Origin of the sequence: Bacteroides sp. AM16-24, assembly GCF_003471885.1 — a bacterium.
Lineage (GTDB): Bacteria > Bacteroidota > Bacteroidia > Bacteroidales > Bacteroidaceae > Bacteroides.
Map to the genome: position 1 here is coordinate 206,658 of NZ_QRKI01000009.1, position 20,420 is coordinate 227,077.

At 40.7% G+C, this 20,420-nt stretch carries 11 protein-coding genes and 1 pseudogene; all 12 read left to right on the plus strand.

Features of this window, described 5'->3' with window-relative positions:
- The first annotated feature begins 18 nt into the window (after positions 1-18).
- Entirely contained in the window at positions 19-3,969 is a 3,951-nt protein-coding gene (locus DW182_RS12465; RefSeq protein WP_118295733.1) for a hybrid sensor histidine kinase/response regulator transcription factor, read from the plus strand.
- A gap of 157 nt (positions 3,970-4,126) precedes the next feature.
- Positions 4,127-5,419, plus strand: a complete 1,293-nt coding sequence (locus tag DW182_RS12470) for a Gfo/Idh/MocA family protein (RefSeq protein WP_115503771.1) — start codon at positions 4,127-4,129, stop codon at positions 5,417-5,419.
- Complete coding sequence (locus DW182_RS12475; RefSeq protein ID WP_007661297.1) at positions 5,416-5,664, plus strand: hypothetical protein; 249 nt, start codon at positions 5,416-5,418, stop codon at positions 5,662-5,664. Before DW182_RS12470 ends, DW182_RS12475 begins: the two co-directional genes overlap by 4 nt.
- A 42-nt stretch (positions 5,665-5,706) precedes the next feature.
- Complete coding sequence (locus DW182_RS12480) at positions 5,707-7,125, plus strand: Gfo/Idh/MocA family oxidoreductase (protein ID WP_115503773.1); 1,419 nt, start codon at positions 5,707-5,709, stop codon at positions 7,123-7,125.
- A 39-nt stretch (positions 7,126-7,164) separates the two neighbouring features.
- Positions 7,165-8,505 (plus strand): DUF1080 domain-containing protein, encoded by a 1,341-nt coding sequence (locus DW182_RS12485; protein WP_115503774.1) that lies wholly within the window; start codon positions 7,165-7,167, stop codon positions 8,503-8,505.
- Between the two features lie 84 nt (positions 8,506-8,589).
- Positions 8,590-9,435 carry an FAD:protein FMN transferase gene (locus DW182_RS12490; protein ID WP_117694309.1) on the plus strand — a complete coding sequence of 282 codons (846 nt, stop codon included), beginning with the start codon at positions 8,590-8,592 and terminating at the stop codon, positions 9,433-9,435.
- 249 nt (positions 9,436-9,684) lie between these two features.
- Positions 9,685-10,659, plus strand: coding sequence for a glycoside hydrolase family 43 protein (locus DW182_RS12495; protein WP_118295734.1), 975 nt, complete (start codon positions 9,685-9,687; stop codon positions 10,657-10,659).
- Between the two features lie 33 nt (positions 10,660-10,692).
- On the plus strand, positions 10,693-13,170 hold the full coding sequence (locus DW182_RS12500) for a glutaminase domain-containing protein (RefSeq protein ID WP_118295735.1): 2,478 nt from the start codon (positions 10,693-10,695) through the stop codon (positions 13,168-13,170).
- Positions 13,171-13,495: 325 nt separating this feature from the next.
- Positions 13,496-16,744, plus strand: coding sequence for a SusC/RagA family TonB-linked outer membrane protein (locus DW182_RS12505; protein WP_118295736.1), 3,249 nt, complete (start codon positions 13,496-13,498; stop codon positions 16,742-16,744).
- Between the two features lie 22 nt (positions 16,745-16,766).
- Positions 16,767-18,821, plus strand: a complete 2,055-nt coding sequence (locus tag DW182_RS12510) for a RagB/SusD family nutrient uptake outer membrane protein (protein ID WP_115503776.1) — start codon at positions 16,767-16,769, stop codon at positions 18,819-18,821.
- 123 nt (positions 18,822-18,944) lie between these two features.
- Entirely contained in the window at positions 18,945-19,949 is a 1,005-nt protein-coding gene (locus DW182_RS12515) for a family 43 glycosylhydrolase (RefSeq protein ID WP_115503777.1), read from the plus strand.
- A gap of 22 nt (positions 19,950-19,971) precedes the next feature.
- Positions 19,972-20,420, plus strand: a pseudogene (locus DW182_RS22515) (hypothetical protein); the annotation flags it as partial.

Sequence of the window (20,420 nt, forward strand, 5' to 3'; positions counted from 1 at the left end):
CTAAAAAAGGAGGGAACTATGAATCGAACTATTATAAAGCTTTTCCTCTGTTTGTGCATAGTGACGGCATTGCCGTCCTATGCCTATAATACCGTTCACTATTATTTCAGAACGGTAGATATCAGAAATGGTCTTTCTCAGAATTCTGTGAATTGTATTTTCCAGGATAAGAAAGGCTTTATGTGGTTTGGTACTAAAGATGGCTTGAGCCGCTACGATGGCTTGTCTTTCCGCATCTATAACAATGAAAATTCGAATCTGGGCAGGAATTTCATAACGGTACTTTATGAAGATAGTAAAGGGAATATATGGGTCGGTACTGATGGAGGACTTTATATTTATAACCCTATACTTGATTCTTTTACTGAATTCAATTTAGTAAGTGATAAAGGAACCGTTATCCGGGATTTTGTGACGATGATAAGGTGTGATGAGCACTCAAATCTTTGGATATCAGTTGAGAATCAGGGACTGTTCTGTTATAATAGTGATGAAAACAAATTACGGAATTATTTTCATGATGCGGGGCTGGCCAATGTTCATCGCTTCTGGTTAAATGGGAATACCTGTTGGCTGGCATTGTATGGTGATAATCTTTATTATACAAAGGCTGACTTTGAATCGCCTTTGCAGCCTTTTAAAGATGCAAATGGCAATGAGATATTCAAAGATGATATCATCAATTGTGAGATTGTCGGTCCTCATAATTACACTTACATAGCATCATCGAACGGATTGACCGAGGTTAATTTTGTGACGGGTAAATCCCGTAGGATTTTGGATGCTTTTGCACGTACGTTAGAATTTAAGTCCGATGATGAATTATGGGTAGGTACGGAAAAGGGATTGTACATCTATAATTTGACGACTAACAAGATCACACACCTGACGGTACCCGATCAAGATGACTCCTATGCGTTATCAGACAATGCTATTTATTCGATTTATCGCGATAGTGAGAATGGAATGTGGGTAGGTTCTTATTTTGGTGGCGTAAATTATTATCCGTATCAATGGACCTATTTTGAGAAGTTTTATCCGAGAGAGGAGATTAAGTTTTTTGGTCGTCGGGTGCGTGAGATATGTGAAGGCAATGACGGTACTTTATGGATAGGTACTGAGGATAAAGGATTGTTTAATTTTGATCCGGAGACAGAAAAAATGGTACCATTTGAGCATCCGGATATATATAAGAATGTCCATGCTCTTTGTCTGGATGGAGATGATTTATGGGTCGGTACTTTTTCGAGGGGATTGAATAAGGTGAATTTGCGTACCAGGCAAGTGAAGCATTATTTCAAAGATAAAGGTGAAGGATCGCTAACTGCCAGTGATGCTTTTACTGTTTGCAAAACTGCTACGGAGGATATCTGGATAGGAACAACATCCGGTTTATTCAAATATAATCGTTCTTTTGATAATTTTACCCATATTCCACAGTTGGGAAATTTGTTCGTTTATGATATTTTAGAGGATTTTGAGGGGAATTTGTGGTTCGCTACTTTCTCAAATGGGGTATTCTCGTACAATACTCAGACCCAACAATGGAAGAGTTATCTTTCAAATGAAAAAGATTCGACTTCTCTCTCTTATAACAAGGTAATTTCTATTTGCGAGGACAGCAAGAAGCGTTTGTGGTTTATGACGATGGGAAAGGGGTTCTGCCGTTATAATCGGGAAACGGATAATTTTACACGTTACGATACGTCAAAAGGGCTTCCTAACAATACCGTCTACAAAATGGTTGAAGACAAACGGGGAAACCTTTGGGTTACAAGTAATTATGGGCTTACTTGCTTTAATCCGGATAGTGAGGCTATGCATGTATATACTACGGCAAATGGGTTACTGAGCAATCAGTTCAATTTCCAGTCTGGATATCGTGACAAGAGAGGGCGTATCTATTTCGGCAGTATTAATGGGTTTGTCATATTTGATCCAGATAATTTTGTCGAGAATACTTTTCTTCCTCCGGTGGTCATTACCGACTTTTATCTGTTTAATAAACGCTTTTCTGTGGATACTCCGGGATCTCCTTTACGGCAGAATATAACTTATGCTGATAATATAGAGCTTGATGCAGACCAAAATTCTTTTGCCTTCCAGGTGGCAGCTTTAAGCTATCAAGCACCGGAGATGAACCGCCTGATGTATAAGCTGGAAGGCTTTGATCAGGAGTGGTATATGTTGGGGCGAAATTCTATGATTACTTATTCTAATTTACCCTATGGTAGTTATACGTTGCGTATAAAAGGATCTAATGGTGATGGAAAATGGAATGATGTGGAACGGATGCTCAATGTACGTATTCGTCCTCCTTTTTACTTATCAGTGTGGGCATACGTTATTTATGTTATCTTGGTTCTGTGTTCATTGGTTGCCACTATTTTGTATTTCAAAAGACGGACGCAACAAAGACATCGGTTGGCAATGGAGAAGTTTGAACGGGAAAAGGAACGTGAACTTTACTCTGCGAAAATCGATTTCTTTACGAATGTAGCGCATGAGATACGCACTCCGCTCACATTGATAAAAAGTCCGCTTGAGAATGTCCTGCTTTCTAAAAAGGTTTCTGACGAGATCAGGGACGATTTGGAAGTGATGGATCTGAATACAAACCGCTTGCTTGATTTGGTAAATCAATTGCTTGATTTCCGTAAGACGGAGACGCAAGGATTTCAATTGAACTTTGTGGAATGTGACGTTGTAGATATATTGCAAAAGACCTATAAGCGTTTTAAGCCTTTGGCACGTGAGAAGGGACTAGAACTTACCATTGATTCTCCGGAGAGTCTGTATGCCTCGGTAGATAGGGAAGGACTGACCAAGATCATCAGTAATTTGATGACAAATGGCGTGAAATATTCGGAAACATATATCCGCATTAAGTTATACGTTGAGGGGGATCAGATGTTGCTCCTGGCGTGTAATGACGGACGTGTGGTTCCGCTGGAGATGCGTGAAGAGATATTTAAACCATTCGTTCAATACAAAGCCGGAGTGCTGCATTCTGTTTCCGGTACGGGTATAGGATTGCCTTTGGCGCGTTCGCTTGCCGAACTTCATGGAGGGACTTTGTGTATGGTAGATTCCATGGAAAGCAATCAGTTTTTGCTTTCGCTTCCGATAAAACATGCCCATACAATACAGACAAAAGAGCAAGTTGTGCCTGAAGAATCTTTTGAAAGTCAGGAGGCTAAAGAAGAAGTTGATTCGCAAAATCGTTATACGTTACTTGTTGTAGAGGATAGTTTGGAAATGCAGGCGTTCATTGTAAAACAATTATCGGCGAAATACCGGGTTTTGACAGCCTTAAATGGTGTGGAAGCCTTGAAAGTATTGGAAGAACACACCGTCAATCTGGTTATTTCGGATGTCATGATGCCTGAAATGGATGGACTGGAATTATGCGAGCATTTAAAATCTGCGGTTGATTATAGCCATATTCCTGTTATTTTATTGACAGCTAAGACCACCCTTCAGGCTAAGATCGAAGGTATGAAGCTTGGGGCGGATGTCTATATAGAGAAACCTTTTTCTGTGGAATATCTTAAGGTTTGTGTTTCTAACTTGCTAAGTAACCGTGAGAAACTTCGTGTTGCTTTCGTTCATTCACCTTTTGAACAGGTCAACAGTATGGCAATGACTAAAGCGGATGAAACTTTTTTAAAGACCTTGAAAGAAGTAGTGGTCGCAAATATGCAGGATCCAGACTTTAATTTGGATGATATGGCAAGCCAGCTGAATATGAGCCGTTCAAGTCTTAACCGGAAAATAAAAGGTATATTGGATATGACTCCGAATGATTACATTCGTTTGGAGCGTTTAAAGAAAGCGGTGCAATTACTCAAAGAGGGGGAATGCCGGATAAATGAGGTTTGTTACATGATCGGTTTTAATACCCCTTCTTATTTTGCCAAATGCTTCCAGAAACAGTTTGGTGTTTTGCCTAAGGACTTTATAAAATAGCTATGAGGAGGGTTTGGTACTATTTTTGCATTGTTTGAGTGGATTTTTATATTTTATATCTTAAAATTTCACTACTTTTGGGCTGTTATTTTTATATGGGTATTCTGCCTGGAAAAAAGAAAGGAGTATATCTGGATTTTATTTTAAAGACCATATTATGAAAGATACATTAATCAACAGAAGAGAATTCCTTAAAAATATAGGGGTGCTTGGAGCTGGGGTGTTGTTGTCAGCAAGTCCTTGGCTTTCTGCCTTTTCGGAAGTTAAGGAAACTTCCAATGAAAAATGCCGTTTGGCTGTTATTGGGCCGGGATCACGGGGACGCTTTTTGATGAGTTTCCTGATACAGAATCCTAAAGTGGATATTGTGGCATTGTGTGATATTTACCAGCCTTCCATTGATGAGGGGTTGAAACTTGCCCCGAAAGCGAAGGTTTATAATGACTACCGGAGACTACTGGAGGACAAAACGATTGATGCGGTATTGGTGGCTACTCCCCTTAATTCCCATTGCCAGATTGTATTAGATGCTTTTGACGCCGGTAAACATGTGTTCTGTGAAAAGACCATAGGTTTTACGATGGAAGAGTGCTACCGCATCTATCAGAAGCACATCAGTACGGGCAAGATATTCTTCACCGGTCAGCAGCGCCTTTTTGACCCGCGATATATAAAAGTAATGGAGATGGTACACGCCGGTACATTTGGCGAGATCAATGCTATCCGTACTTTCTGGAACCGGAATGGAGATTGGAGACGGGAAGTTCCTTCGCCTGAGCTGGAACGTTTGATAAACTGGCGTTTGTATCGCGAATATTCCAAGGGTTTGATGACTGAATTGGCTTGCCATCAGCTACAGATCGGAAGTTGGGCTTTGCAAAAGCTTCCTGAGAAGGTGATGGGACATGGAGCCATCACTTACTGGAAAGACGGCCGTGAAGTGTATGACAATGTAAGTTGTATATATGTGTTTGATAATGGAGTGAAGATGACGTTCGATTCTGTCATATCCAATAAATTCTATGGCTTGGAAGAGCAAATCATGGGTAATTTGGGAACAGTAGAGCCTGAAAAGGGTAAGTATTATTTTGAGAGTGTAGCCCCTGCACCCGGATTCCTGCAGATGATCAATGATTGGGAGAATAAAGTCTTTGACTCTTTGCCTTTTGCTGGTACCAGTTGGGCACCGGAAACTGCCAATGAAAACAAGGGAGAATTTATTTTGGGAGAACGTCCTAAATCGGATGGTACTTCTTTGCTGCTGGAGGCTTTTGTAGAGGCCGCTATTACCCGCAAGCAGCCGAAACGTATAGCCGAAGAGGGTTATTATGCAAGTATGCTGTGCTTATTGGGCGATCAGGCTTTGCAGGAAGAAAAAGTACTTTACTTCCCCGATGAGTATAAAATAGATTATCTGAATCATAAAGCTAAAACAATAGAAGCCGTATGAAAAATACAGTTATTACCGCTCGCCGGAAAAAGATAGAATTGCTGACCTTGCTGGTATGTTTCATTATCGGCAACTTGGCAAATTTGTATGCAATAATCTCCTATAAAACCCCTTTCTCGGAGATGCTGACATCTATTTTCTATGTTCTGGCATTTTCGTGTGTGCTTTATGCCTTTTGGACCCTATTGCGACTTTTATTCTACGGAATAAGAAATTTGTTCCTTAAGAAGAAAAGTGAAGTCTAGAGATAATTGAAATAGAATTACTTAATTAATACCAATGAGATAATGACAACACGAAGAGATTTTTTGAAGACCATGACCATGGCTTCTGCCGGATTGGCATTGGGTGCTGGTGATATACTGGCAAATCCCACCTTTGCATCGCAAAGAAAGATAACAGATAAGGTGAAGATTGCCTATGTAGGTATTGGCAATCGTGGCGAACAGATTATTGGGGACTTTGCCCGTACCGGTATGGTAGAGGTTGTAGCTTTGTGTGATGTTGATATGGGAGCACCCCATACGCAAAAGGTGATGAACCTGTATCCCAAAGCAAAGCGTTTCCGTGATTTTCGCCAGATGTTCGATAAGGCAGGCAATGAGTTTGATGCTGTAGCTATAGCAACGCCTGACCATTCCCATTTCCCTATCAGCATGCTGGCTCTGGCGTCAGGTAAACATGTATATGTAGAGAAGCCTTTGGCACGTACTTTCTATGAAGGTGAGTTGTTGATGCAGGCTGCGTTGAAACGGCCTAATCTGGTGACCCAAGTGGGTAATCAGGGGCACTCTGAAGCTAATTACTTCCAGTTTAAGGCATGGATGGATGCCGGTATCATCAAGGATGTGACGGCTGTAACAGCGCATATGAATAATCCCCGTCGTTGGCATAAGTGGGATACGAACATCTATAAGTTCCCTGCAGGACAACAATTGCCGAAAGATATGGAATGGGATCCTTGGCTGGGAGTAACTCCTTATCATGAATATAACAAGGACTATCATTTGGGACAGTGGCGTTGCTGGTACGATTTCGGCATGGGCTGTCTGGGCGATTGGGGCGCGCATATTCTGGATACGGTTCATGAGTTCCTGGAATTGGGATTGCCTTATGAAATAACGATGCAGTATGCCAACGGGCATAATGATTTCTTCTTCCCTTATTCTTCCACGATCCTGTTCCGCTTCCCTCAACGTAAGGGTATGCCGCCGGTTGATATCACTTGGTACGATGGTTTGGATAATCTTCCTCCTATCCCTGCCGGTTATGGTGTATCCGGTCTGGATCCTAACATTCCTACAACAAACCAGGGAGATGCTCCGGCTGCGAAGTTGAATCCCGGAAAGATTATTTATTCAAAAGAACTTACCTTTAAGGGTGGAAGTCACGGTAGCACACTATCTATCATTCCTGAGGAAAAGGCAAAGGAAATGGCTGATAAGTTACCGGAAGTGCCTAAGAGCCCGTCCAATCACTTTGAGAATTTCTTGTTAGCTTGTATGGGTCAAGAAAAGACTCGTTCTCCGTTTGAAATTAACGGTGTTCTGGGTCAGGTATTCTCATTGGGAGTAATGGCTCAGCGTCTCAATACGCAGTTATTCTTTGATCCTCGCACGAAGCAGATTACGAATAATGAATTTGCTAATGCCATGTTGGTAGGAGTACCGCCACGTAAGGGATGGGATGAGTTTTATAAAATGTAATAGCATCATATTAAAATAATTAATAGAAGAGATATCAATATGAAAAAGAATTATTTGTTGCTTCTGTTTGTGTTTTGTGCCTCTATGGTTTCAGCACAGAATTGGGAGCCTCTTTTCAATGGAAAGAATCTGAGTGGCTGGAAGAAACTGAATGGTAAGGCCGAATACAAAGTAGTGGATGGCGCTATTGTGGGTGTTTCAAAGATGAATACTCCTAATACCTTCCTGGCTACCAAGAAAACGTATGGTGACTTTATCCTGGAATTTGATTTCAAGATAGACGATGGATTGAATTCTGGCGTACAAGTACGTAGTGAAAGCAAGAAAGACTATCAGAAGGGCCGTGTACATGGCTATCAGTTTGAAATAGACCCTTCAAAGCGTGCATGGTCGGGTGGTATCTATGATGAGGCTCGCCGTAACTGGCTGTATCCTTTGACACAGAATCCAGCAGCTAAAACAGCTTTCAAAAATAATGAGTGGAATAAGGCTCGTATTGAGGCTGTAGGTAATTCTATTGCTACCTGGATTAATGGAGTACCTTGTGCTAATATTTGGGATGATATGACTCCTGTAGGCTTTATTGCTTTGCAAGTACATGCTATCGGCAACGCAGCTGATGAAGGAAAGACTGTTAGCTGGAAGAATATCCGCATTTGTACTACAGATGTAGAACGTTACCAGACAGCTCAAAAAGCACCGGAAATCAATGTTATTCCTAATACAATTTCTCCGAACGAAGCCAAAGAAGGTTGGGCACTCCTTTGGGATGGCAAGACTTCCGAAGGCTGGAGAGGAGCTCGATTGAACTCTTTCCCGGAAAAGGGTTGGAAGATGGAAGACGGCATTCTGAAAGTAATGAAGAGCGGTGGTGCAGAATCTGCTAACGGTGGCGACATCGTAACAACTAAAAAGTACAAGAATTTCATCCTGAAAGTTGATTTCAAGATTACTGAAGGTGCTAATAGCGGTGTGAAGTATTTTGTTAGTCCTGATATGAATAAGGGAGCCGGTTCAGCTATCGGTTGTGAGTTCCAGATTCTTGATGATGACAAGCACCCGGATGCTAAGTTGGGCGTAAAAGGTAACCGTAAATTGGGTTCGCTTTACGATTTGATTCCTGCTCCGGCAAACAAACCTTTCAATAAGAAAGACTTTAATACGGCTATGATTGTTGTGAAAGGTGATCACGTAGAACATTGGTTGAATGGTGTGAAGCTCATTGAATACACACGTCAGAATGAAATGTGGGATGCATTGGTTGCTTATAGCAAGTATAAAAATTGGCCTAATTTCGGAAATCATGAGTCAGGAAATATCCTTTTGCAAGATCATGGAGATGAAGTCTGGTTTAAGAATATAAAGATCAAAGAATTGTAATTAATATTATGTCTTCGAAAAGGGCAAGTTGCAACACTGTGGCTTGCCTTTTTCATTTTTCTCTTAAGAAACACAGATTTGAAAATGTCGAATGTAATTCAACATCTTTATAAGTTCTCATCTGTCCACGGTGGACTGCTTTATGCTTGGTTTCCATCGATGCATACACGCGTTGATATAGTGCTGTGCGGCAGGCAAGGCGAAGAGTCTTTGATGCTTGTGATCAGTGCTATCCATGAAATGCTATGCCGTTTGGAAAAGATGGCAAATTATTATGATGCAGAGAGTGAACTGGCATATTTGAACCGTACAGCAGCCACGGGACCGCAACCGGTTAGTAAGGAGCTTTATGATATGCTTGCTTTCTGTGTAGAATGTTATACTCGAACTGACGGATGTTTCGATGTTACTATTCATTCGGCTAATTATACACGTAATTCTATCTATAGTATTCAACTCTCACCTCAGGAACATACTCTCTTCTTTTTGCAACCTGGAGTGACTATCAATCTTTCCGGTTTTTTGAAAGGATATGCTTTGGAGAAGATACGGGAGCTACTTCAGCAATATGAAATAGAGAATGCATTGGTTAATATGGGGAATAGTTCTGTATTGGCTTTGGGGCATCATCCATTGGCTGATGGGTGGAAGGTTAACTTCGGACAAAGTGCTGTCACGCAAGCGAAAGAATGGCCGGAAATATTTCTTAAAAATGAATGTCTCACAACTTCGGGTAATGATTCGCATGAGCGGAAACATATTATCGATCCTCAGAGTGGAAAACTGGTAGAGGGGAAAAGGGAAGTAGCAGTTGTTACGGCTAACGGAGCTGTAGGTGAGGTGTTGTCGACTAGTTTATTCGTAGCTGATGCTCGTCAGCGTGAACTTTTGAAGGTAGAATTCTGCCCACGTTTGATTCTTGATCTTTAAAATCTTTCTTTGCTTTGATATATATGCTATTTCTATCATAGTATAAAAGACATGACAAACAAAAATGGTGGTATAAGAAGAGAAATGTATACTCCTGAAAAGTAAGAATTGCGTCAGAAAAAGTAATTATCCAGTCAAGGAGGCGTCCTAAGATGCAATTGACGTAATTATTCCATACGTTGAATCTTTTCTGTTATCCTGTGTGTTTTCGATTCTCTACTTTTGTATCACCATGAAAATATCAATTTTATGAAAACACATTTAATACTTTTCTTATTGTTTTTTATATGGACGTCTTGTGGGAATTCTACAAAGCCGTCTGCTTCTACATCAATAGATGACGATTTTGAGATACTGGAAGAACGTTTGCCTATAGCAGACCCGTATATACTCTTTTACGAGGATTGCTATTATGCATATGGAACAAATGTCCGGGGGTTCGAAGTTTATACTTCTACCGATTTAAAACATTGGCATCGGAACCGCAATTTAGCTTTGTCACCCGAAGATTCTTGGGGAAATAAAGGCTATTGGGCACCTGAAGTTTATTATGTAGAATCGTTGAAGAAGTTTTATATGTTCTATACAGTAAACGAACAGGTTTGTGTTGCTACTTCCGATTCGCCTGAAGGACCGTTTGTGCAGGATGTGAAGCAGCCTCTCTTTGGTAGTGAAAAGAATATTGACCCTTCTCTTTTTATAGATTCCGATGGTAAAGCATATCTCTATTTTGTCCGTTTTACGGGTGGAAACGTCATTTGGTGTGCAGAAATGAATTCTGATTTGAAAAGCTTGAAAGAGGAAACATTGACGAAGTGTATTGAAGCGCAGGATGAATGGGAACGTAAACAGGCTACTGTAGCTGAGGGACCTTCCATATTGAAGCAGAATGGAGTCTATTATTTGCTTTACTCAGCCAATCATTTTGAAAGTAAGGATTATGCTGTAGGCTATGCCACCTCGGATTCTCCTTTCGGACCTTGGGAGAAATATAATGGAAATCCTATCCTCAGAAGAGATATGGATCAGACTGCGAGGTTGGCGGGTACTGGCCATGGTGCTCCTTTTATCTGCGAAGACGGAAGCTATAAATACATATTTCATGCTCATGCCAGTGAAGAGAAGGTACAACCTCGTTCTTCCTATATCAAGGATCTTACTCTCTCAGATAAGGGGATAGTATCAATTCATGGAACAGTTATCCGACCTGTAGTTGTGAAGTAACTAATGAATAATTAAGATAAACTTTTGGATTTTATGAAACGATTGATGACGCTATTGCTGGGATTTGCTACCCTGGCGGGATGTACCTCACCCCAATCTGAGCAGCATGTGAAGAATGAATTGCGTGCGCCTGCCTATCCGTTGGTTACTATTGACCCTTATACGAGTGCATGGGCTTTTCAAGATAACTTGTATGATGGTGCAGTGAAACATTGGACCGGCAAGAGCTTTCCTCTGATTGGCGTAGCTAAAGTAGACGGACAAACTTACCGTTTCATGGGAGCGGAAGAACTCGAATTGAATTCTGTGGTTCCCAATTCGGAGCAGGAAGACTGGGTAGCGAAATATACAGTGGTACAACCGGCTGAAGGGTGGCAGAATATGGACTTTAATGATAGTCGATGGAAAGAAGGCAAAGCTGCTTTTGGAACCATGGAAAATGAGCATACTGCCAAGACGCAATGGAGTGAAAAGTATATTTGGGTACGCAGAACTATAGATCTTCAGGAAGATTTGGCTGGTAGGAGTGTATACCTTGATTATTCACACGATGATGACGTAATTATTTATATCAATGGTGTCAAAGTGGTGGATACAGGTAATGCTTGTAAGAAGCATGCCCAGGTGAAACTTTCGGATGGAGTGGCCGCTTCTTTGAAAAAGGGAAAGAATCTGATAGCTGCGTATTGCTACAATCGTGTGGGAAATGCCTTGCTGGACTTTGGACTATTGGTTGAACAGGAAAACTATCATTGTTTTGAACAGACTGCAGAACAAACTTCGGTAGATGTACAAGCTATGCAAACCTATTATACATTTATTTGTGGGCCAGTTGATCTGAAACTGACTTTTACAGCTCCTTTGTTTATGGATAATCTGGATTTAATGACTCGTCCGGTTAATTATCTCTCGTATGAAGTTGTTTCCAGAGATGGTAAAAAGCATCAGGTGGATTTGTATTTCGAGGCCTCTCCGCAATGGGCGGTTGATGTACCTCATCAGAAATCTATAGCTGGTAGTTTTGAAGAAGGCGATTTGCTGCTTTTACGTACCGGAAGCCAGAGTCAGGAAATTCTGAAAAAGAGAGGGGATGATGTCCGGATTGACTGGGGCTATTTTTATTTAGCTGGTAAAAAGGATAATGCGACTTATGGTATCGGCGATGGCAAGACTCTACGTAAGAGCTTTTTGGAGAATAAATTAGATGCACCGGCTACTGATGGTTATGATAAATTAGCCTTGGTATGTTCGTTAGGTGAAACAAAGAATGCTGATGGTTATCTGATGCTGGGATATGATGATATTTACTCCATCCAATATTTTGGTGACAATTTGCGTCCTTATTGGAATCGCTCAGGGAAAGAAACTATTGTATCTCAGTTCCAGAAAGCTGCGGTTGACTATCAGAAACTGATGAAGGATTGTGCTGCTTTTGATAAGAAATTGATGGAGGAAGCTACTGCAGTGGGCGGTCGTAAGTATGCTGAACTTTGTGTATTAGCTTATCGCCAATCTATAGCTGCCCATAAACTTGTAGAAGCTCCGAACGGTGAATTATTGTTCCTTTCTAAGGAGAACTTCAGTAACGGTTCTATTGGAACTGTTGATATTACATATCCTTCGTCTCCTTTATATTTACTTTATAATCCGGAATTGGCCAAAGGGTTGCTTAATCATATTTTCTACTACAGTGAAAGTGGTAAATGGACAAAACCGTTTGCTGCCCATGACGTAGGTACTTATCCGTTGGCTAACGGACAGACATACGGTGGCGATATGCCTCTGGAAGAGAGTGGTAATATGTTGTTGGTGACTGCTGCCATTGCTGCCATAGAAGGAAATGCAGACTATGCAAACCGTCACTGGGCTACATTGACCACCTGGACTGATTATCTGGTAGAATATGGTCAAGATCCGGGAAACCAACTCTGTACAGATGATTTTGCAGGACACTTTGCTCACAATGCGAATCTTTCTATAAAAGCTATATTGGGTATTGCTGCTTATGGTTATTTGGCCAATATGCTGGGAAAGACTGAAGTCGCTGAGAAATATACAAATAAAGCAAAAGAAATGGCTGCCCAATGGGTAGAGATGGCCGATGATGGCGACCACTACCGTTTGACATTTGATAAGGCAGGCACTTGGAGTCAGAAGTATAATTTGGTATGGGATAAATTGATGAATTGGCAGATATTCCCGGAAAAAGTAGCTGAAACGGAAATTGCATACTATCTGACCAAGCAAAATCGCTATGGTTTGCCACTTGACAGTCGTGAAACATATACCAAGACTGACTGGATTATCTGGACAGCCACTATGGCTAAGGATAAGACTACTTTTGAAAGTTTTGTTGATCCGGTTTATAGCTTTATGAATGAGACCGTTGACCGCATTCCAATGTCTGATTGGGTCTTTACAGACAGTCCGAAACAACGAGGCTTCCAAGCTCGTTCGGTGGTAGGCGGGTATTTCATTAAGATGCTTGAAGAGAAACTGCATACTAAATAGTATGCAGTTTTACCAAAAGTTTCGCTATTTAGAAAATATAGATTATAGTCTTGTCGAGAAATGTCTGTAGGGGCATATTTTGGTTTTATAATTGCATTTCTTGAAAAGATCGTTCTATTGTTTTTTCTTGTAAAGAGATAATTTTGCTTCGTGAAAACAGAAGTTTCGTTTAATGTTAAATCTAATAATAAGCCTATGGTATAAAGAGAAACAATTTTTGATTAATCTAATTTGCTAGCTAAAAATTTGCTTGCAATACACTGTATTAATAAAAAATACGGAATATTCATCTTCCGTAGTATTTCTAATCTAATATCTATAAAACATGTCTAAGAAAATCTTATTTTTATTTTTTTGCGTGTTTGCACTTGCAGCACATTCTCAGAATGTTGTAATAAAAGGTTCTGTAACGGATGTTAATAAGGAACCTTTGTTGGGTGTGAATATTAAGGTAAAGGGAACTTCTACAGGTACCATTACCGATATTGATGGTAACTTCTCAATAAATGGACCAAAGGGTGCTACGCTTGTAATTTCTTATATTGGTATGGTGACCCAAGAAGTGGAGTATAAAGGACAACCTCTGAATGTTGTATTGAAAGACGATTCCCAGGCTCTGGAGGAAGTGGTAGTTGTAGGTTATGGTTCGATGCGTAAGAAAGACCTTACGGGGTCTGTAGTACAAGTACGTCCGGACAAGATAGCTAATGATAATCCCAAGACAGTACAAGATGTTTTGCGTGGCACACCAGGTTTGACGGTAGGATACGGTGAAAGTGATGCCGGTGCTAAAGGTGGTGGCTCAATGAAGATCCGTGGTCAGCGTTCAGTTTATACCGATGGTGGGCACAATGACCCGTTGCTTATTCTTGATGGAATGTTCTTTTATGGTGAGCTCTCTGAAATTAATCCGGATGACATTGCACAGATTGACGTGTTGAAGGATGCTTCTGCTGCTGCTGTTTACGGTGCACGTGCTGCGAATGGTGTTATCATTATTTCTACCAAAAAGGGTAAGCAGGGTAAACCGACAATCAATTTTACAGCTAGCATCGGATTGACTCAAAAAGCTGCTTATCGCGACAGGTGGCAGAGCCCGGAAGCATATCTGCAACATTATGTAGACTGGAAAGAAAAAAATACGTATGGTGTAAATGCTGAAACCGGTGAATATGCCGCTTACTCAAGACCGGGTAATGAATATACTTCAAAACCGGGTTACTTCCGCAATCCTAATAACCTTGACGATGTGTCTTTGGAAGCATGGAGAGGTTATACTACCAATGATGAAGGGGAATCAGACCTGAGTATTTGGGCAAGACGTTTGGGATTTAGACCTAATACAGCTTTGATGGATAATCTTTTGTCCGGTAAGGTAATGGACTGGCAGGATAAAGCATTCCGTCTGGGATTCAACCAAGATTATAATGCTAGTATCAGTGGTGCAGGTGAGAAGATTGACTATTATATGTCATTAGGTTACTTGCGTAATGAAGGTGCTTTTGTAGATGATACTTATCGTGCTATTCGTGGTAATTTCAAATTGAATGCAAAAGTGACTGATTGGTTTGAAATAGGTGCTAACATCAATTTCCAGGATCGTTCAGATGGTGAAATTGGTATGAATAAAGGTGGTTTCATGGAAAATAGTCCATACGCAGTATTTAAGGATGATGAAGGTAATTATGTACAAGACCCTTTGATGTTCCAGTATGACCGTAACAATCTGACAAACTGGTATTACGAAAAACAGTTTTTGGAATTGCAAAAAGGATATACTACATTCAATACGATTTTTAATGCGAAATTGAAATTACCGTTTGGTATTACTTATACATTCAATGCTGCTCCGCGTCTTCAGTATTTCCATGACCGTTACTTCATGTCTGCTGAACGGCCGAATTCTAAACCAACTGACCGTGGAGTGAATCGTGAACAAGCTAAACGTTTCGACTGGTCTTTGAATAATACCATTACTTGGGATCATACTTTTGCCGATAAACATCATGTTATTTTGACACTGGCACAAGAAGCTGAAGAACGTCAGTATTGGTCAGACCGTATTGAAGCCCGTAACATTTTGCCATCTGATGTACTTGGATTCCACAATACACAAAATGGTGATAAGTCGGCAAGTTCGTTTAGAAGTGATGACTCACATCAGACTGCTGATGGTTTAATGGGGCGTGTGTTCTATTCTTATGATGATCGTTATATGGCTACTTTCACTATGCGTCGCGATGGTTATTCGGCTTTCGGTTCTTCTAATCCTTACGCTTACTTCCCCTCCGGTGGTTTGGCATGGACTTTCTCTAATGAAAAGTTTTTCCAGCCGTACACTCACATCATGAGTACTGGTAAATTGCGTGTATCTTTCGGTAAGAATGGTAACCGTTCGCTGGCTAATCCTTATGAAGCTCTTGCTAACCTCTATCCGGGTGGTGGAAAGATGCAGGGCTATATTACATCTTCTGGCGATTTATACTTGATGCGTTACTTAATGGCTCAACGCATGGAGAATCCGGGGCTACAGTGGGAGAAGACACAGTCTTGGAATTTTGCCTTAGACTTTGGTTTCTTGAATGATCGTATAACCGGTACATTGGAATATTACCGTATGAGTACCAAAGATATGATTATGGGACAGCGCTTGCCTAACTTTACAGGTTTTGAAAGTATCACGACCAATTTGGGACAAGTTGATAACAATGGTTTGGAAATTGCTTTGAACACGTTGAATATTGATAATAAGAATTTCCAATGGAGCACAACATTTAGCCTCTCATACAATAAGAACCGTATTAAACATCTATATGGTGATTATGAAGATATATTGGACGCTTCAGGCAATGTGATTGGTAAAAAAGAAGCTGATTACGTGGGTAATGGCTGGTTTATTGACAGACCTATCAGTGCCATTTGGGACTATAAAGTGACCGGTATTTGGCAGAAAGATGAAGTAGAGGAAGCAAAGAAATATGGTCAGGTTCCGGGTGATCCAAAGGTATGGAACAATCCGGCTAACGATGAATATGATGCTGATGGAAATCTGAAGAAGGTTATTTATAACAATGATGATAAAGTATTCCAAGGACAAACGGCGGCTCCCGTAACTTGGGCATTACGTAATGACTTTACTTTGTGGAAAGATTTGACATTATCTATCAATATTTATTCTCGTATGGGTCATAAGAGTTTGGAAAGTATGTATCTGAACAATGACGATGATGGTGGTGGTATGACTTACCGTTTAGTGAATAAACCAGCAAAAGAGTATTGGACAGTAGATAATCCAAGCAATAAATATGCGCGTATTGAAGCACAAGGTCCTGAAGGCGCCAGAGGAGCCCGCAGACTTTATAACCGTTCTTTTGTCCGTTTAGAAAATATTTCAATAGGCTATACATTACCCAGACAATGGACAAAAAGAGTAGATATTGAACGTGCTAAGGTATATGCTACAGTTCGGAATGCTGCTGTATGGGGCTCTAAGGACTGGGAATATTATGGTGACCCGGAAACAGGCAATTATGCTTCTCGTATTTGGACACTGGGACTTAACTTAACATTCTAAATCTTTTAACTCAAGAATAAATATGAAAAACTATATTCAAAAATTTATTTGCAAGGGATTTATCCTGATGGCCGGAGCTTCAATGGTGCTGACCGGTTGTAAAGAAAGCTTTTTGGAACCTGATCCGCAAACCATGTTCAAACCTAGTGAAGTGTTTACTACAGAAGATGGTATTAGGTCTGTGTTGGCTATCTGCGATCGTCAGTTGAAGAGAAACTATGTGAGTGAAGATTCTCGTGAAATGATGGCGTTGGCTACAGAATACACTTTCTCTGATTTGATGGTACCTGCTGCGACTGATAAATCAGGATTCCTTGATAATGTAGATAATATGTTGCGTTCGAATAGCGATCAAAGTACAGAAAAAAACTTAGGTCGTACAAACAGCATCTATTTCTTTTGGCGACAAGGGTATGAAGGTGTTCGAAATGCCAATACAATACTTTCATTTATAGATGGTGTCCCTATGGATGAGACGTTAAAGAAAGAATATATTGGTCGTGCCTATTTCCATCGTGCTTATCGATATTATGCATTGGTATTTCAGTATGGGCATGTGCCTTTACTTACTAAATTGACATCATCTCCTAAATTGAGTTACCATTCTACTCACAGGGATGCAATTCTGGAGAAGATGGCGCTTGATATGGAATTTGCAGTTCAGTGGGTGCCCGACCAGAAGGATATGCAATACATCGGTATGGTGAATAAGGGAGCTTGTCGTATGTTGCTTTCCAAGTTATATCTAGCTCTGGGTAGATATGAGGATGCAAAGAAACAGCTGGATATTTTGATTGACGAGTCCGGTTATTCATTAATGACTAATAACTTCGGTACCTTCTTTGAAGGTGGTGAACCTACCTCTTGGCCCATTACGCGCAACGTGATTTGGGATTTACATCGTCCTGAGAACAAGTTGATTACAGCTAACAAGGAAGTTATTATGGGTATGCCCAACCGTGGTGCAGCTGCCGAATCGTTTATCCCGATGCTGAGTATGCGTATCATGTATCCTTTCTTCTTTGATGGTAGAATCAAGATGCCCGACGGTAAACAGGCGTTGTATAACCTTGACCGTACTAATAGCAAATACCGTGTGGAATATGATTATATGCGTGGCTTGGGTCGTGGTATTGCAACTTTCCGTACCAGTACTTTCTATCAGGATGGATTGTGGGCTGTAAATGGCAAGATGGATGAAACGGATTTGCGCCATAGTTCAGAAACTGGAAACTGGATGCACATGGAAAATTTGCGTTGTAACAATGTAGACTCCGAATTCTATGGACAGAACATTATGCTTCATTCCGACAGAGATTTTTGGGGTAAAGATAAAGATGGAAATCCCGTGTTGGTTACCGCAAAGGGACAATTATTATGTTCCGATACAATTCGACGCTGGTATGATGTGCCTCATTATATTTTCTGTCTGGATGATGTTGTCAACCAAGCTTTGATTAAAAATAATGGTCTTGAAGGAGCTACTGAGGGTAGTGTTGCCGATTGGTATCTCTATCGTTTGGCAGAAGCATACTTACTTCGTGCTGAAGCTAAATTCTACATTAATCCGAGTGATCCGACTATCAAGGATGACCTGAATATCATCAGAAAACGTGCACAATGTTCTGAACTCTATACCGGCAATGTGACTATCGGTGATATCATGGACGAACGTGCACGTGAGCTTTTCTATGAAGAGTGGCGTAATGTAGAGTTGACTCGTGTATCTCTCTGTCTGGCTCGCAGTGGAAGACCTGATGAATGGGGCAATACCTATAATGTGGAAACTTTTGACAAACAAACCGGTACAGATCTGGAAGGTGGTAGCTATTGGTATCAACGTTGTGTACGCAAAGGTATGTACAACAAGGGCGTAACGATTCGTGTTGATGCCACTAAAACAGACATTAATTTCATTATGGGTAAGCATAATATTTATTGGCCGATTCCTTATAATGCTATCGAGGCTAATAAAAATGCCAAGCTGTGGCAGAATGTAGGTTATACAGAATACGACCCTGCTACTCCTATATGGAATACTTGGGAAGAAGCCGTAGCTGATGAAGATAAAATTTAATCAGTCACTTTCGCTATAGTGCAGAAAGAATATTGGAGGTATATAGGATCGGCAAAGTCAGAATGGTGAATTGCTGTGAGAAATATACCTTCATTTTCTTTTTTATCATAAATATTTGTTCTGATGAAAAAGTTATTTATAATATCGGCATTATGTTGCTTGGCGGCATGTTCTTCATCATCGTCAAAAACAGAAGATGATCCGGAAAATCAACCGAAGAATGTATATCATAATCCGGTTATAAACTATAGTTTGCCTGATCCTTCTGTTATCAGAGGAGAGGATGGTTATTTCTACTTATATGCCACTGAAAATATCCGTAATCTGCCTATTCATCGCTCCAAGAATTTAGTAGATTGGGAATATGTGGGTACGGCTTTTACAAATGATACTCGTCCGAACTTTGAACCCAAAGGAGGACTATGGGCTCCAGATATTAATAAAATAGGCGATAAATACGTGCTTTATTATTCCATGTCCGTTTGGGGAGGCGAGTGGACTTGTGGCATCGGATGTGCTACTGCCGATAAGCCTGAAGGCCCTTTTAAGGATCATGGAAAAATGTTTCGTAGCAATGAAATCAATGTGCAGAATTCTATTGATCCTTTCTATATAGAGGAAGGAGGACGAAAATATCTTTTCTGGGGCAGTTTCCGCGGCATTTATGCTATTGAGCTGTCAGATGATGGACTTTTCCTTAAAGAAGGTGCTACACCTCAAAAAGTGGCAGGAACAGCCTACGAAGGCACTTATATTCATAAGAAGGATGGTTATTACTACTTTTTTGCTTCAATAGGTACTTGCTGTGAAGGATTGAACAGCACATATACAACAGTAGTAGGACGTTCAGAAAATCTTTTCGGCCCTTATGTTGATAAAAAGGGTGGGAGTATGCTCGACAATAAACATGAAATCCTGATTCATAAAAATAGTGCTTTTGTAGGCACCGGTCATAATTCTGAGATTGTGACGGATAATGCCGGTAATGATTGGTTTTTCTATCATGCGGTAAGCGTGAAAAATCCCGAAGGACGTATGTTGCTGATGGATAAGATTGAGTGGAAAGATGGATGGCCATCTGTAAAGGGTACTTCTCCATCAATAGAGGCAGAAAAACCAGTATTCTAACAACTATAAAACAAATGCGATTATGAGACTAAAGAGATTGTTTTTTGGAGTAATGCTTTTAGCGGGCATTACAAATGTAGGGGCTATGGAGCATTCTCTGGGAGATGTTTCAACCTCTATTTCTTTAAAAGTTCCGGGCAATGACGCCCGGCACTATTCACTGACTCTCCAGAAGCAGCAGGACGGTGTGTATACCTGTCACTCTTCCGAGCAGTTGCCATTGGTTATTACCCGCCAGGTAGTTGATAAAGATGGCAAGCAGCGTATTAACGTTGTCATCACGGCCTTGGATACTGTTTATTTCAATTATGGCGAGCAAATAAAAACCGGATACCGTCATTCCGATTGCCAGTTCTATATGCCCGGTTTCTGGTACCGCCAGAATCTTCGTTCTCCCGAAAAAGCTCCTTCTTTCCATACTTCGGATAGTTGGCTGGTACGCGAAGACCGTCTGAGTACTCCTCTGACTGC